11 protein-coding genes are annotated in these 15714 nt (G+C 62.8%); 8 read left to right on the forward strand and 3 right to left on the reverse strand.

Annotated features, from left to right (window positions below; all coding sequences use genetic code 11):
• Positions 1-16: 16 nt before the first annotated feature.
• The 6 genes from tssM (at position 17) to AC56QQ_RS26435 (ending at position 11818) form a co-directional block, all read left to right on the forward strand.
• Entirely contained in the window at positions 17-3574 is a 3558-nt protein-coding gene (gene tssM / locus AC56QQ_RS26410) for a type VI secretion system membrane subunit TssM (protein WP_497123955.1), read from the forward strand.
• 159 nt (positions 3575-3733) lie between these two features.
• Positions 3734-4513, forward strand: coding sequence for a PP2C family protein-serine/threonine phosphatase (locus AC56QQ_RS26415; RefSeq protein WP_497123956.1), 780 nt, complete (start codon positions 3734-3736; stop codon positions 4511-4513).
• Positions 4513-7107 (forward strand): serine/threonine-protein kinase, encoded by a 2595-nt coding sequence (locus AC56QQ_RS26420; protein ID WP_497123957.1) that lies wholly within the window; start codon positions 4513-4515, stop codon positions 7105-7107. The genes AC56QQ_RS26415 and AC56QQ_RS26420 overlap by 1 nt, the downstream gene beginning before the upstream one ends.
• Before the next feature lie 108 nt (positions 7108-7215).
• Positions 7216-7626 carry a DUF1036 domain-containing protein gene (locus AC56QQ_RS26425; RefSeq protein ID WP_489860083.1) on the forward strand — a complete coding sequence of 137 codons (411 nt, stop codon included), beginning with the start codon at positions 7216-7218 and terminating at the stop codon, positions 7624-7626.
• Positions 7623-9980 carry a M23 family metallopeptidase gene (locus AC56QQ_RS26430; protein ID WP_497123958.1) on the forward strand — a complete coding sequence of 786 codons (2358 nt, stop codon included), beginning with the start codon at positions 7623-7625 and terminating at the stop codon, positions 9978-9980. Before AC56QQ_RS26425 ends, AC56QQ_RS26430 begins: the two co-directional genes overlap by 4 nt.
• A gap of 212 nt (positions 9981-10192) precedes the next feature.
• A complete protein-coding gene (locus AC56QQ_RS26435; protein WP_497123959.1) occupies positions 10193-11818 on the forward strand; it encodes a caspase family protein in 1626 nt (541 codons plus the stop codon).
• A 164-nt stretch (positions 11819-11982) separates the two neighbouring features.
• Here the strand turns inward: AC56QQ_RS26435 and AC56QQ_RS26440 are convergent, their stop codons facing one another.
• Positions 11983-12519 (reverse strand): OmpA family protein, encoded by a 537-nt coding sequence (locus tag AC56QQ_RS26440; protein ID WP_489860080.1) that lies wholly within the window; start codon positions 12517-12519, stop codon positions 11983-11985.
• Between the two features lie 182 nt (positions 12520-12701).
• Between AC56QQ_RS26440 and AC56QQ_RS26445 the strand changes: the two genes are divergently transcribed.
• Together AC56QQ_RS26445 and AC56QQ_RS26450 are read left to right on the forward strand one after the other, a co-directional pair.
• A complete protein-coding gene (locus AC56QQ_RS26445) occupies positions 12702-13082 on the forward strand; it encodes a DUF6931 family protein (protein ID WP_497129132.1) in 381 nt (126 codons plus the stop codon).
• Positions 13063-13281 (forward strand): hypothetical protein, encoded by a 219-nt coding sequence (locus AC56QQ_RS26450; RefSeq protein ID WP_497129134.1) that lies wholly within the window; start codon positions 13063-13065, stop codon positions 13279-13281. The genes AC56QQ_RS26445 and AC56QQ_RS26450 overlap by 20 nt, the downstream gene beginning before the upstream one ends.
• Positions 13282-13327: 46 nt before the next feature.
• Here AC56QQ_RS26450 and AC56QQ_RS26455 read toward each other — a convergent pair whose 3' ends face one another.
• Together AC56QQ_RS26455 and AC56QQ_RS26460 are read right to left on the reverse strand one after the other, a co-directional pair.
• Entirely contained in the window at positions 13328-14572 is a 1245-nt protein-coding gene (locus tag AC56QQ_RS26455) for a caspase family protein (protein ID WP_497123960.1), read from the reverse strand.
• A 7-nt stretch (positions 14573-14579) separates the two neighbouring features.
• Entirely contained in the window at positions 14580-15680 is a 1101-nt protein-coding gene (locus AC56QQ_RS26460) for an OmpA family protein (RefSeq protein WP_497123961.1), read from the reverse strand.
• Between the last annotated feature and the right edge of the window lie 34 nt (positions 15681-15714).

Below are 15714 nucleotides of genomic sequence, written 5' to 3' on the forward strand. Positions count from 1 at the left end.
CCTTTTGGGAGCGCCCATGACGCGTTGGCCGCTGCGGATATTCAGCGTGACCGCGCTGGCCGGTTTCGCGGCGGCCGTGTGGTTCGCGGGACCGTTGGTTCGCTTCGCCGACACCCGGCCTCTCGGACCTGTCTGGCTGCGCGCGACAATCATTGGCGTGATCGTGGCGGTGCTGGCGATCTTCTACGGGCTGCGTTTCTGGCAAGCGAGAAAGGCACAAAAAGAGCTCGAAACTGTCGTCGCACACAACGACGACCGGAATGATGACTCGCGGGTGCTCGAAGCCCGCATGAACGAGGCCATCGCGGCGCTCAAGCGGGCGAGCGGCAGGCGCAACTTCCTCTATGAGATCCCCTGGTACATCGTCATCGGCCCGCCCGGCGCAGGCAAGACAACGGCACTGGTCAATTCGGGTCTGAATTTTCCGCTGGCCGGTTCGGGGGACGCCCAACCTGTGGCTGGCGTCGGCGGAACACGCTCCTGCGACTGGTGGTTCACCGACGAGGCCGTGCTGATCGACACCGCCGGACGCTACACGACGCAGGATTCCAATGCTGAGAGCGACAAGAAGAGCTGGCTCGCCTTCCTGTCGCTGCTCAAGAGATACCGCACCCGCCAACCGATAAACGGCGTCATCCTGGCCATCAGCCTTGCCGATCTCATCAGCCTCGACGATCAGCAGCTTGACGCTCACGTCGTCGAGATACGCAGTCGCCTGCGGGAAATCCACGAGACGCTGAAAATCCAGTTTCCGGTGTATCTGCTTTTCACCAAGGCCGATCTCGTTTCCGGGTTCATGGATTATTTCGGCGGTTTCGACGAGCAGCGCCGGCGCAAGGTCTGGGGGGCGACATTCCAGACCACGGATCGCAACAAGAACATGGCCGCCGAGGCCCCTGCCGAATTCGATGCACTGGCAAGACGCCTGGTAGAGGAGATGCCTGACCGCCTTCAGGAAGAAGCTGATCCCGTCGCGCGCATATCCGTCTTTGGCTTTCCGGCGCAGTTCGGCGCGCTGAAGAGCCGAGTTACGAATTTTATCGCCAGCCTGTTCGATCCGACCCGCAGCCAGGTGAATGTCAGCCTGCGTGGAGTCTATTTCTCGTCAGGGACGCAAGAGGGAACGCCAATCGATCAGGTGTTGGGCGCGATCGGCCGCAGCTTCGGCAGCAATTCCCGCGCCCACCTTTCCGGAACCGGCAAGAGCTTCTTTTTGCATGATCTGTTGACCGGCGTCATCTTTGCTGAATCCGGATGGGTTTCGTACGACAAATCGGCCGCAAGACGTGCTGCGATCGCCAGATTTGGGGGGCTTTGCGCCATCGCGTTGATCGCCGCGGCGGCTCTCGGCACCCTGGCGCTGAGCTTCACGGCCAACAGGTCGCTGATCGCCTCCACCACGCAGGCCATGAGCCAGTATCGGGAGACGGCGGGCGCGCTGCTCAAAAGCACGGAGGTGACCGATGTCGACCTCGAAAACGTCATTGGCCCGCTCGACCAGTTGCGCGATCTGCCGACCGGGTTCGAGACCAGCGACTTGCCGACACCGATCGAGGAGACGTTCGGCCTCAGTCAGCGGGAGAGACTTCTTTCGGCTTCCAAGACGGCCTATCGGCAAGCGCTGGAACGAATGTTCCGATCGCGCCTGCTGATCCAGGCCGAGCGGACGATCCAGGCCAGGATGGCTGATCCGGTCGCGCTCTACGAACCATTGAAGATCTATCTGATGCTTGGCGGCAAGGCACCGAAAGTCGACGACGCGCTGATCGTTTCCTGGATGAAGCAGGATTGGGAGCAGAACCGGTATCCAGGCGAGAACAACCGTGACGGACGCGAGCAACTCGAAAGGCACCTGCGCGCCATGCTTGCCTTGGACGATGCCTATGATCCGGTTTTCGAACTCAACCAGCCGCTCGTCGAAGCCGCCCAACGCTCGCTCGGACGCATGAGCCTTGCCGACCGCGCCTCCGCATTGATCAAGTCCGCCGTATACGCGGCAGCGCTGGACGATTTTTCCGTTTCGCTGAAAGGTGGCCCGGAAGCGCAGCTGCTGTTCGAGCGTGTCGATGGCGGCGATCTGTCAGGCCTTCGTGTTCCCGGCATCTACACCTATGCCGGCTTCAACCACTTCTATCTCGGGCAACTGTCGCGCATCGCGCAGACGCTCGTCGACGACCAGTGGGTCCTCGGCGGTGGCGGCGAGCAAGGCGGCATCGATCAGGAATTGCTCAAGCTCGGCCCCGAACTTCTCGATCGCTATGGGAAGGAGTTCGCAACGGCGTGGAACAGCGTTCTCGACCAGCTGAAATTCAAGGCGATGCTGACGGACAAGCCGCATTACATCGCGCTTTCCGCCGCCGCCTCGCCGACCTCGCCGATCGAACAGCTGTTCACGGCGATCGCCAACGAGACGGCTTTGACGCGAGACCCTGCTTCCGGCACCGGGGCGGAAGCCGGCGCGGGTCAAGGCCAATCACAAGACGCCACGGACATGGCCAGGGGGCTGGCTCGCATCGGCATTCAAATTGCCACTGGAAAATCGCAAAGCCGAGCCGGCACAGGGTCCGCAAGCTCACAGAACCAGAATCCCGGGGCCAACATCGAAGCGCAGTTCAGGTCGTTCCAGGCTCTGGTCAACGGTCCTGCCGGACGCCGTCCCATCGATGCCTTGACCCAGAATTTCCGCGACATCCACCAGAGCCTGCAACTGGCGAACGACGTGCCGTCGCAGACTGAACGCGTCAACGCAAATCTGCAGCTCCAGATAGCCACCCTTCGCGCCAACGTCTCGCGCCTGCCCAAGCAACTGGCCAGAATGGTCAATGCGACGGCGGACGAGTTTGAAGGCAACGTCGCGGAGACTTCGGTGGCGAATTTGAACCAGATGCTCGACCAGACGGTCACGGCTCCCTGCGAGGCGGCGGTCAACGGACGTTATCCTTTCACCGGCAATGGCACGGATGACATTGCGATGGCGGATTTCGCGAAATTGTTCGCTCCGGGCGGATTGATGGACCGGTTCTTCGCACAAAACCTCGCATCGCTGATCGACATGACCGGCCAGGACTGGAGCTGGAAACAGGATGCGCGCTTCGGGCGCGACCTGTCGAAGTCGACGCTGAAAAACTTCCAGCTGGCGGCGGAAATCCGCAACGCCTTCTTTCCATCGGGCGGTTCGGTGCCCTCGGTCAACCTCACCTTCACGCCATTCTCACTGCATGGCGATGCCGATGCGGCGGTGCTCGATGTCGATGGTCAGACCATCCAGAGCAACCAGGCGGGCAACGCGCCAAGCACCGTGACCTGGCCGAGCGGCACGTCCTCGGGGTCCGCCAGTCTGAGCCTGACGCCGGAGATGCCAGGCCGCGAATCCACCCTCAAGTTCGAAGGGCCGTGGGCGCTCAAGCGGCTGCTCGACAAAGCGACCATCACCGGCAGCGACAGCGACAGCGATGTCACCGCGCGCTTCCTGATCGGCGGGCGCGACGTCACCTATACGATCCAGACCGGTTCCGGCCCCAGCCCCTTCTTCCTCCCGGCGCTTTCCGGCTTCAGCTGCCCGAAGGCATTTTGAGATGACTTTCCAGCTTTTCCGTTTGGTGAGGCTATCCGCGGGCGCCAGGCGCGCGGACCCTGATTTCGATACTCTAATGGTCGAGCCTGTGGCAAAGTGGCTCGAGCGGGCGCGCGGCGGTGCGCCGCAGAGGGCGCTTGAGAAGCGCTTGGTGGCAAATTGAACGACGTCGCCCTTCCCTTTGAGAGCTTCGGCGTGAGCCACAAAGGCTGTGTCCGCGAGCACAATGAAGACAACTATCTGGTCGAGCCGCGAACCGGCCTTTGGGTGGTGGCCGACGGGATGGGCGGGCATGAAGCCGGAGAGGTCGCCTCAGCCAGCATTGTCGACCATCTGGCAACGATCGGCATCGCAAGTTCCGCTCCGGACCTGCGGGCGCGTTTCGAGGACAGGCTGAGCCGGGCCAATGCCGATATCCGCAGGATATCGGAGGCACGCGGCATAACCATCGGCTCCACCGTAGCCGCCCTGTTGGCGATGGACGGACGGTTTGCCTGCCTGTGGGCGGGCGACAGCCGGATATATCTGGTCCGCAACGCCTCGATCTCGCAGATTTCGAAAGACCACACCGAAGTGCAGGAGCTCCTCGACCGAGGCATGATCAGCGCGGCCGAGGCGCTCACCTGGCCACGCCGCAACGTCATCACGCATGCGGTGGGCGTCAGCGATGAATTCGTCATCGACTTCCAGCAAGGCGAACTCATGCCTGGAGACATTTTTGTGTTGAGTACCGATGGGCTGACGGCGCATGTCACCGATGCGGAGATCGAGGCGGCGGTGGTGTCGGCAACGCCTCAGGCAGCGTGCGAAAATCTCCTGGAAACGGTCCTGGCGCGAGGCGGAACAGACAATGTCACCATCGTGCTCGTGAAGATCGGAAACGGGCGCAATGGACGACCGCTCCACCCTGATCTGTCCGGAGCGGAGGGCAGAGGCTGATGAGCGCCGACGACAAGACGCGAATATCGCCGCAGGTGGCCAACACCGCCGTAGGCACGCAGCTCAGCGGCATCTACGAACTTGACGAGCGGATCGCATTCGGCGGCATGGGCGAGGTCTACCGTGGCCACAACATCCAGACCGGCGACCACGTCGCGATCAAGATCGTCCTGCCCGAGTTTGCCCGTGACCAGACGATCCTGTCCTTGTTCCGCAAGGAGGCCTCGATCCTGAACCACCTGTCGCACGACGCGGTCGTGCGATACCACGTCTTCACGATCGATCCCGGGATTGGCCGTCCCTACCTTGCCATGGAATTCGTCGACGGCGAGTCGCTGTACGACATCATGCGGCGTGGCCCGATGCCGACGGAGGAGGTGCGCAAGCTCTGCCATCGCCTCGCGTCCGGCCTGAGCGCCGTGCATCAGGCGGGAGCAATCCATCGCGACCTCTCGCCGGACAACATCATCCTGCCAGGGGGCCGGGTCGACCGCGCAAAGATCATCGATTTCGGTATCGCGCGATCGGCGACGGTGGGCGGGGAGACGCTGATCGGCGGCAAGTTCGCGGGAAAGTACAACTACGTTTCACCCGAACAGCTCGGGCTGTACAGCGGCGACGTCAGCGAACAGTCCGACATCTACAGCCTTGGGCTGGTGTTGGCTGCCGCCCTGCGCGGGAAACCGATCGACATGAGCGGGTCACAGTACGAGATCATCGAAAAGCGCCGGACCGTGCCTGATCTCTCCGGCATCGACGATGATTTTCGTGGCATTGTTGAAGCCATGCTGCAACCGGATCCGCAAGACCGGCCGGTCAGCATGGCGGAAATCGCCAGGATGACGCGTGACGAAGACGAAGCAACAACGCCGCCGACATCCAAGACACCCCGCGAACGGCCGGCTTTGCCGCGCACCGGGGAAACTTTTGCACCTGATTCCCGGATCCAGACGCAGCCAACCAGTGCCGAGGGGCCCGCAACAGCAACGGGTCCAGGTGGGCAACGCTTCGTCCAGCATGTGCGGCCCGCGCATTTGTCCGAACCGCGGCCTTCGCCGGTCGCCGGCCCTCCACGCGCGGTCACGGCGGATGCGCCTGGAAAACCCACAAAGACCCGAACCATAGCGATTGCTGCCTTGGCGACGCTGGCTGTCGCCTCAGGTGCCGGCCTTTATCTCAGCGGCTTCATGACGCCCGCGACGCCGACTGCCGGCAAAATATCGCTTTCCGCGCCGGAACCATCAAAGTCTGCACCGGAAATGTCGAAGCCGGCTCCCACGGGCGATCTCGCGAACGTCCCTGAGCCGGCAAAGGCAGCTCCGACCGCGCAGCCGAAAACGGAAGCCGTCGCGCCGCCGGCTGACAATCAGCCAGATGCCGCGGCGGCTCAAAAGCAACAGCCGGCCAAGCCGGCCCAAGTCCCCTCGCAGGCCGAGGAACGCCCGAAGCCGCCGACAATGGAAGCGCAACCGCGAACCGAGGCGAGCGCGCCGCCCGCTGCAAGCCAGGCAGATGCCCAGGCCGTGCAAACGCCGGAGCCGGCGAAGCCCATTGTCCCCCCGCAAACCAAGGAACCTCCGAAGCCATCCGCAACCGACACGCAGCCGCCGCCCGAAAAGGCATCGCCGGCAATCCAGCCGGATACGATGGCCAGCGACAGTCAGAAGCCGGCTCCGATGCCTGATACAACCGCTGCAGCCCCACCTGCCGCCGAGAAAATCACAACGCCGCCGCCGGCCCAGCCAGAGGTTGTGGAGAGCCAGAAGCCCGAGCCACAGATCAGCCAGCCGGCAACGCCCAAGGCGGCCGCGCCGGCGCCCAAGGCGGCCGCGCCGGCGCCCAAACCCAGCCAGACGGATGTCGCGAACACCGAGAGCCAAAAGGCGGTGTCACCGGCAGCCAAACAGCCGGACCAACCTGTCGTCGCGTTGAACGTGCCCAAACCAGCTATTCCGCCGGTCGCCGACGACATCGCGCAACGGGTCTCCTGGGTTCGCGACTTCGGCGGCGGCGACTGTTTTTATGCGACCATGACGTCCGGCAAGGCCGCCGCGATCGAAGGATTTGGAACGGCGGTCCAGCCATTCGAGCGGATGCTCAGCGATTTCCAGGCAAAATTCCATGTCGAGCCGGACATCAGCGTCCGCCTCATTGAACCAAGCCAATGCGAGGTCACCAACTTCCTGCGCTTTCTGGGGCAGACCGCGGCCGAGAAGCCGCAGCTTGTCCTCGATCGGACGTCGGTGCCGAACGGTATGCCGATCAGCGGCACGCTGGTGACGCGTGGCGGGCTCATTTCCAGCGTGCTGCTGATCGATCACAAAGGCATGGTGTTCAATCTCGACGACCGCATCGTCGCACAATCGGACAAGGCCACCTTCAGCATCCCGATTGCTCTTGGCGCCGCCGACAAGGCCGCCGGAAAGGCGGTGCCGCAGATCATTATGGTGATCACGGGCCCCCAGGATATTCAGGCGGCTGCGTTCTCGACGCCCACGCCAGCCTCGGTTCTGCTGCCCAAAATTCTCGAGGAAATCGAGACCGACGGATCCCAGTTCTCAGCCACAGCCAAGTATTTCCGGCTCGGCGGGTAGCATGGGCGCCCGATGGAACTCCGCCGCGCGTGTTTGCCCCACTCGTCCGCCGACCTGCCCACAAGGCAGCGTGATCCGGTTCGAGCCCTGCCTGCCCTGACGGGCCGCATGAAGCTCGCGGTCATGGCGGGCGCCGCCCTGCTGGCCGTGCTGACATCCAGCGAAGCGCGCGCCGAATTCACGGTCTGCAACCAGACACTCGACGTCGTCAATCTCGCCGTCGGCCAGAGGGTCGACAATGCGGACCAGACCGACGGCTGGTGGACCATCGGCGCAAATCAATGCGTGAACGTCATCCGCGAGGAACTGACGAACCGCTACATCTACATCTATGCAACGGATGTTTTCGGCCACGCGATCCTCACCGGATCCACCGAAATGTGCATCGAGCGGCGACGTTTTTCGATCCGCGGCATCGACGAATGCTGGCAGCGCGGCCATATCGCGGCGCAATTTCTCGAAGTCGATACGCTTGAACAGGTGCGGTGGACCTTCTTCCTGACCGGAAGCAATCCGTGACGCACAGTATCGACACGAGCTTCAAGCAGAAAAAGCAGGCGCGCGCTGCGCTTCGCAGGCGCACGCTTTGGCGCAGGCTCCTTGCCGGTCTCGCTGTGATTGTCCTGCTTTCCATCGCCGTCGGTTTCTACCTCACCGCGGACTATTGGTCGTTCGGCGATGAAGACGAGGAGTTGCACGCGGTAGAAGGAGTGGACGATGTGCCGGCCGATGCATCCGTCTATGTGCCCGCCATCATCGACCTGGCCGGGGACCCGATGTGGATCACGCTTGCACCTGATGCCGGCGCCGCAACGAAAGGCCGCGAGATCCCGCGCCCGGCGGAACTCGACCAGGCCGGGGTTTCGCCCCAGATCGAAATCCTGTCCGACGTCATGCTTAGCGCCAGCGAAAAATTCATGACGACGATACCGTCGACGCAGGAGGATTTCGCATTCTTCCAGGCGCAACGAAAGAGCGCTGCCGCGCCATCCAGCGATCTGCAGAATGATCTTCAGCCACCGCCTGCCGCCGGGCAACCCGCGGCGGCTTCGGGCCAGAAGGCGGACGCCGACGATCCCGAAGCCGGCTGGGGTGAGACAATCGATGCAGGCGATGCGGCCCTTCCCGCATTCCAGAAGACCCAGATCGAAAACAACACGAGTGTCGCGGTCGTCACGAATGAGTATCAGCGGTTCGAGGCGACCCAAGACACGTTCGTGAAGATCCTCAACGACCGCAGTTTGGACAGCGTTGCGCTCGATGCGCATTTCTCCGCCGACGATGCGAAGCTGGCCGGTGAAGCCCTGAAGGCGCTCTTCAACCGGGACGGTCTGGAGGCGGGTTATGTCGTTGCGATGCGCGGATACCGGCCGAACCGCGAGACGACCACGATGTCCCTCATGCAGGTTTCGATCTACGCCAAGAACGTCTTTGTCGGCACGCTGACGCGCAACGCGGCGGGCGCGTTCGTGTCGGGTGTCGACCCTTGGGTCCGCGAAGATCTGTTCAATTATTCGGGCGCGCAGGAGGAAGGCACGCACAAAAGGCAATATCGTCTGCTCGACGCGATCTATTCGACGGCGGCCCGCAACAATGTTCCGACCGGTGTGATCGGCGAAGCGATCATGTATCTCTCGAGAGGCCAGGATCTGGACGCCTTTGCAAGCGAGGACCAGCGTCTTGTGCTGATCTATTCGCAGACGCCGCGCGGCAAGGACGAGGGTGCCGGGCGGGTGCTGTATGTGGGCGTCCAGGGCGCCGAAAAAAGCCTCGAGTGTTTCGTCTTCCAGCAGAGCGACGGCCAGTTCGCCTGCGTCACCGGCAATGACGAGGTGCGCTCGCTGACTGTCGCCAACGGCATGGTCACGCCTGTGAGCGGGGTCATGACCTCCACCTTCGGCCCGCGCAAGCACCCGATCCTCGGCGTCGTTCGTATCCACAAGGGTGTCGATTGGGCAGCCCCTGTCGGCACGCCGATCATGGCGGCCTTCGACGGCGAGATCAGCTTCCAGGGCGATGGCGGCAGCTATGGCAATCTGGTGAAGATTTCGCACGGAAACGGGCGCGAGACGCGCTATGCGCATATGCAAAAATTCGCCATTGCGAGCGGCGTCGGTACCAAGGTGAAGGCCGGCGACGTCATTGGCTATATCGGCACCACCGGCCTTTCAACCGGCCCGCACCTGCATTTCGAGCTCTACCAGAACGGCGAGGCGATCGATCCGCTGGGGACGGTCACCGCGGTCGCCACCTATGATACTGGCAATTCTGGCACTTCCGGCGATGTCGCTGTCGAGACGCTTACCGAGCGTATCGTTCATGTCGAAAGTGGTGGCAGCGCTCGCGCCAAGAATCCGAATTCTTCAGCCACCGGCGCCGGCCAGTTCATAACGAAGACCTGGATCAGGATGATGAATACGTATCGCCCGGACCTCGCGCGCACGCTGTCGACCGCCGACCTGCTCGCTCTGCGCTACGACGCCACGATCTCGCGTGAGATGGTGCGCAATCTGGCGCGCGAAGGCGAAGCCTATCTTCGGGCGCGTGGTCACCAGATCACGGCCGGCCGACTCTATCTCTGCCATTTCCTGGGAATGGAAGGCGCGCACCAGGTGCTGTCGGCGCCAGGTTCGGCGCAACTGAGCGTCGTGCTGGGATCGGCCGTCATCCAGGCCAACCCGTTTCTCACCGGCAAGACAGCCAGCTATGTGGTGGACTGGGCCGAAAGGAAGATGGGGCAGAAGCTGAGCCGTGTGGCCACCGACGCCAGCCCGCAAACAACGACCACGGAGATCCGCCAGACATCGCCGGAGTTCGAAAAATACAAGCAGGCCGTCACGACCCTCATAAGCTCGATTCAGAATACGATTTGAACCTGCCCGTGACGGCATCAGCCTCTCGGACCATTGGTGGTCCTGCTGCCAAGTGTTACCATAGGCAACTTTTTTCGGGCCCTTGTGAACCAAGACTGTGGTCAAGATCACATACGCCCAGGAGCCATTTTTGGCACAAGCGACTTTGTCGCTGACGAAATTTAGCATGCGCAGACATCAATAGTGCGCCCTGGTGGGCGGAGGGCTGGTCCATGAAAGCGTTTGCCGTCTTTCTGAGCGGGATGATCCTGCTTTTCCTTGCCGCGCTCGGCGCCGAGGCTGCCGGGTCTGACACCAAGCGCGTCGCGCTGGTCATCGGCAACAGCAAATACGTCCATGCGGTCACCTTGCCCAACCCCGCCAACGATGCCCACCTCATCGCATCGACGCTGCGCAATGCCGGGTTCGAGGTGATCGAGGGGGTCGATCAGGACAATGCAGGCATGCACAGCCTCATCAGCCGGTTTACCGAGCAATCCTACGACGCGGACCTCGCGGTCATATTCTATGCCGGTCACGGCATGCAGGTCGACGGCAAGAACTACCTGATACCGGTCGATGCCGAATTGACGTCGCCGGCCTATCTCAAGACCCGCACCATCCAGATCGATGACTTCATGGCTGCGTTACCGCCCGACCCGGCGGTTGGCGTGATCATCCTCGATGCCTGCCGCGACAATCCGCTGGCAAGAACACTGGCCGCCTCCCTGCCGAAGAGCCGCTCCACCTCGTTGGGCACCGGCCTGGCGCCGGTCGAAGCAAAATCGGACGGTGTCGGAACCGGCGGCCTCCTGATAGCCTATGCAACGGATCCGGGCGCCATCGCGTTCGACGGCAACGGGGTCGACAGTCCTTACTCGACGGCGCTCGCCGTGCATCTCACCGAACCCGGTGTCGAAATCCAGAGCGCGCTGACGCGCGTGCGCGGCGAAGTGACCGAAACCACGCAAGGTCGCCAGAGGCCCTGGCATAATGCATCGCTGGGACGCGAGGTCTTCCTGGGAAAACCCGTCGCGGCGGCGGCGCCTCCCGCAAAACCCATGGCCGACGCATCGAACGCGGCGGCAACATCCGCTCCTGCGCCCGTTGCCAGTGATGCTCCTTCCTGGGAAGTCGAGCAACGCCTTTGGGATGAGGCTTCGAAGCGCAATTCCATTCCGTTCTACGAGGCCTATCTCGACCAGTTTCCGAACGGTCGCTTCGCCACCGTGGCGCGGCTGAACATCGACGAATTGAACGACCCGAAAGCCCAGAACCGGCAGGTCGCGGCACTCGACACGGACCAGGCGAACGCCAGTTCCGGCTCCGCCGTGCGCACCTCGGTCGGTGTTCCGGACGAGGTGAAGCAAACGCCTGGCACCGAGTTGACGGAAAGCGCGATCGGCCTCGATCGCCAGGGGCGCATCGACCTGCAATTGCGCATCGAAGCGCTGGGCAACGAGCTTGGGCGCATCGACGGAAACATAGGCCCGCAGACCCGGCAGGCGATCGGTGTCTGGCAAGTGAAGAACGGCTTGCCGCAGACCACCTATCTGACGCGCGAACAACTGGCGTTCCTCGTGATCCAGACAGATCCGATGATGGAGTCCGTGCGCGCCAGATACGCCGCCGATCAAGCCCGCGCGACGCAGCCGAAAAAGCAGGTGGCACAGAAGGTCCGCACGCAGAGGCCGGTGGCGCAGAGACCCCGCAAACAACAGCAGGTCGTTCAGAAGCGGCGCAACCGCGAGACCGTGGTGCGGCAGGATGATCCGCCGCCCCAGGACAACAACGACTTCCTCACCAAGGCGCTGATCTTCGGCACCGGCGTGGCGGTGGGCGGAGTGCTCAAGAACTGACAGGTCGGCGTTTGCAGGCCTGTTCGACCTGAACCCTACGCCTGGAAACGCAGTCGTCGCGACGCTCGCGACAGCGACCGCGTTCGGCGTCCTTAAATTTGTTCTTATGCATGTCGTCGTCCCACAACCGCTGTTCGGTTTTGGGAGGCATGCATCAACGCAAGCTATTGCGTCTTTATCCGCATTTCCACACGGCGGTTCACTGGGTCATACGGGTTGGGGCTGCGCGGATTCTTTTCGCCCATGCCGATCGCGTTGATGCGGGCTGGCTCGATACCGCTGGCCGTCAGGAAGGCAGCCACCGATCGCGCGCGCCGTTGTGACAGGCCTTCGTTGTAGTGCACCGTGCCGGTGGCGTCGGTGTAGCCTTCGACGACGAAGTTGAACGTGCTCAGCCGGCTGTCCTTCAGCGCCTTGGCGAACTCGTCGAGTTCAGCCCGCGCGGTGGAGTCGAGCTCGGCCGAATCCAGTCCGAAATTGATCAGCATGTCGAGGCTGGATTTTTCCGCCGGCGCATCTTTTGCCTTGGTCTTGCTTTTGCACTCCTCCTCGGTGCCGACACAAATTCCCCGCGACTTGCCGAGATCGGCCGCGCCGGTAAAAAACTTCACGATGTCTTCTGATTTCTGAACAGGGTCGGCGGAAGCGTGGGTCGAGAAAAACACGACCGCCAACACAAAGGCTGAACTGCGCCACTGCATAGCGGCTCCTCCTGTTTGAGCATCCGGTTTTGATGCTACCAAATTCCGAGGCAATTGTCTGTCGATAAACGCTGGCGGATACGGCGGCGCCGGCAGTTGTCGCCATGTCACCGGTTGAGACTTGACCCGCGCCGCGCCTAAGGCTTGAGTGGCCAAGGCTCCTCGATGAAAGCGTGGCGATCATGGCCAATGGGCTCCGATTCAAAACGGCACGGGATCTTTTCATGGCTTGTCCCGCTGTTGCCCGGGACATGAGTACCCTTCCAACCGAACAGCACTCGATCGCGTTTTGCCGCGACCTCCTCGCCGGGCGCGTTCCCGAGGAGGCAATCACGTTCTGTGCCTACCTGCTTCCCGATCGGGCCGCGGTCTGGTGGGCGCATGAATGCCTGAGCCATCTGAGCGAGCTGCTCGATGGGACCGATCACGAGTTGCTCGCGCTTGTTCGCGACTGGGTGGGAGAACCGGACAGCCCACGCCATCGCGCGGCAGTCAGCACGGCCGCGGCGACGCCGCCGACAACGCCGGTCGGGCTGGATTGCGCTGGCTGCGGGATGGCGTGACAATGGTTCGGCCATGGCCGCGACGACGGTATCGGCCTTGCACCCATTTCCCGCCGCCCATGCGGTCAACGCCGGTGTTCTGGCCGGGCTGGCGCGTGTCGCGCTCGCGGACCGCTTTGCCGTTCTTTCCGCATTTGTCGAGATGGGCATCCAGATGGCCGAGATCGAGGCGCTGCGCCAATCAGCGGATGCGTATTAAGCCTCCATCCAGACACTAACCGGGATGGATGCCCCACCCTCCTGCCCTACTTGCAGCCGCCTTGGGCCCATTTGGCGAGCGCCACCTTGAAGCGTGTTCCCAGCGGATGTTGCAGGCGCAGGACAGAGACATCGTTGGCGGCGAAATTCTTCGCCTGATCGCACAGCCGGGCCTCGTCCCATTCATGGCAGCCGTCGCAGTGCTTGCCCTCCCACACCGACTTGTCCAATCCCTCCACAGGGCTGAAGAGGGGCTTACCCTTGATCAGCTGAGCAATGCTCTTGCCGTCGATTGCCGGATCGCCGAAATCGATCGGATGGTCGAAAAAGATCGGGGCGTCCGACGCCAGCCTGGGGATCTTCTGGCGCAGCACATCGAGCGCCAGCTGGTCGTCACCCTGGCCTGATGCACCTGCTGCGCCGGTGTTGCGCGCGTCGGAGGCGCCTTCGGCCGGAAGTGGGCTCGCCTCGCCTACGATCAATGGCGCGTTGAGATCGATCCTGTGCAGGACGACCTCGGTGGTCAGCGAGACATTGATCCAGGGACGCTGCTTGCCGGCGGTTGCCTTGAAGACGTCGCTGGTCACCCTGTTCATCGCTTCGGTGATGGAGACGTTGGATTCGCCGATGCGCTGGAGCAGCGCCGCGGTGAAAGGCGAATGTTCGCCCGAGCCGTCATAGGCGACTTGATTGGGGCTGGCAGCGAAGGCGACAAGCGTGCCGGCGCCACCATTCTCTATCGGAATCTCGGCAAGGCCGCTGCTTGCACCGTTGACGCCCGCGGTCTTGGCCAGCACCTCGGCGAGGGGATTGTCGCGGCAGGCGTCGAGAAACACCAGCCTTATGCTGGTTTCCCGCGACATCTGGCGCAAAACAAAATCAACCGATACGGCCTCGAAGTCGAGGGAGGTCTCATCCTCAAGCGCGGCGTCGACCGGAAGCAGATAGTTATTGCCCGAAACCTGCAAGCCGTGGCCGGCGTAGAAGAAGAGCGCAATGTCGGCACCGCGCACCTGTTTTGCGAACTGGGCAATCGTTGCCTGCGTCTGCGATTTGGTCTGGTCGAAGCCGGAAACGACCTCGAAGTCGAGCTTCTTCAAGCGTTCAGCCATGGCCTGGGCGTCGCGCACTGGATTGGTGAGCGGCACCGCGTGCTGGTACTGGGAGTTGCCAAGGACAAGCGCGACGCGGCGCTCGGCATTGGCGATGGTCAAAGTCAGGAGCAAGGCGAGCGCCGCAAGGCCGGCGGCGCGAAAGAGGCCAGCGCAACGGGCGATCAGATGGGACCTCACCGGAACCTCAGTTCACGAGCTTGCTGGCGGAAAACTCGATCCGCCGATTGAGCGCCTTGTTCTTGGGCGTGTCGTTGGCGGCAACCGGCCGCTCCTCGCCGTAGCCGGTCGCCGTGATCTGCGTGCGAGGAATGCCGGCGGCAACAATGGCGTCGGCAACCGCCTGGGCCCTGCGCTCCGACAAACGCTTGTTCTCGACAGGCGACCCGTCGGAGTCAGTGTGTCCGGAAACCTCGACCTTCAGGCCGGGACACTTGCTGACGACACCGACGACCTCCGCAAGCAGCGGGCGACTCTGGGTATCGAGCCGCGCGCTTGCCGGCCGGAAATAAATGGCGCCGGTGCGCGAGAGCACGGCGAACCTGTTCAGGCATTCCTCGTCGCTGAAATTCGCCTTGGCGGCATCGGTGGCAACCGGGCCCACCTCGGCGGAACTCGCCGCGGCGGCCTGGGTGGCGGCCGGCTTGCTGCCGTCGGCGGTGAAGACGAAGTCGAACGACACCGACGCGGTGGGCACGATATTGGTGACATTGGCCGCCTGCTGCAGCTTGTCGACGTTGGGCAGCAGGCCGAAGTCTTCCACATGAACGGCGACCGGGGCCTCCGAGGCGACCGAGACCATGTTGTCGCTGATCATGGTGACGACGATGCTGGCCTCGAGGTCCTTGTCGACGCCGTGCAGATTGAGACGGAAAGGCAAGGTTGCCTTCACCCTGCGCTTTGTCGCGAGATCGGCGAACGCGGCGGGGTCCACCTTCGCCGTCAACTCGGCCGTCGGGAACTTGAATGTCTCGAAGAACAGGAAGCGCATGCGGACATTGCGCAGGTCGACGCCGGTATCGACCGAATTGAGATCGAACGTGACCTTGGCATCACCCGCCGAACTGAGGGTGCCGGCGATGTTCCTGATCTTGTTGGTTTCGACGATCGTGTTCTTCTTGACCGATTGGTAGGTGAGTACCGAAGCGGTGGGATCGAGCGTCCAGTTCGGCGCGGCGCTGGCGGCTTGCGATCCAAGCAACAGCAACAATGCGACGATCAGGCCAGGAGCCCATGTGGTGAGGCCTCCAGACCGTGTTTTCCACCAGAATGCGACGACTTCGACCATGAAACGCCCCTGCCCAGGACACTACACCAGGCGG

The organism is Mesorhizobium sp. RCAM 05099 (assembly GCF_059683685.1).

Bases quoted from the DNA above. Each gene is read 5' to 3' on its own strand.
- tssM (WP_497123955.1), top strand. From the start codon at position 17: ATGACGCGTTGGCCGCTGCGGATATTCAGCGTGACCGCGCTGGCCGGT.
- AC56QQ_RS26420 (WP_497123957.1), top strand. From the start codon at position 4,513: ATGAGCGCCGACGACAAGACGCGAATATCGCCGCAGGTGGCCAACACC.
- AC56QQ_RS26425 (WP_489860083.1), top strand. From the start codon at position 7,216: ATGAAGCTCGCGGTCATGGCGGGCGCCGCCCTGCTGGCCGTGCTGACA.
- AC56QQ_RS26435 (WP_497123959.1), top strand. From the start codon at position 10,193: ATGAAAGCGTTTGCCGTCTTTCTGAGCGGGATGATCCTGCTTTTCCTT.
- AC56QQ_RS26440 (WP_489860080.1), bottom strand. From the start codon at position 12,519: ATGCAGTGGCGCAGTTCAGCCTTTGTGTTGGCGGTCGTGTTTTTCTCG.
- AC56QQ_RS26445 (WP_497129132.1), top strand. From the start codon at position 12,702: ATGGCCAATGGGCTCCGATTCAAAACGGCACGGGATCTTTTCATGGCT.
- AC56QQ_RS26460 (WP_497123961.1), bottom strand. From the start codon at position 15,680: ATGGTCGAAGTCGTCGCATTCTGGTGGAAAACACGGTCTGGAGGCCTC.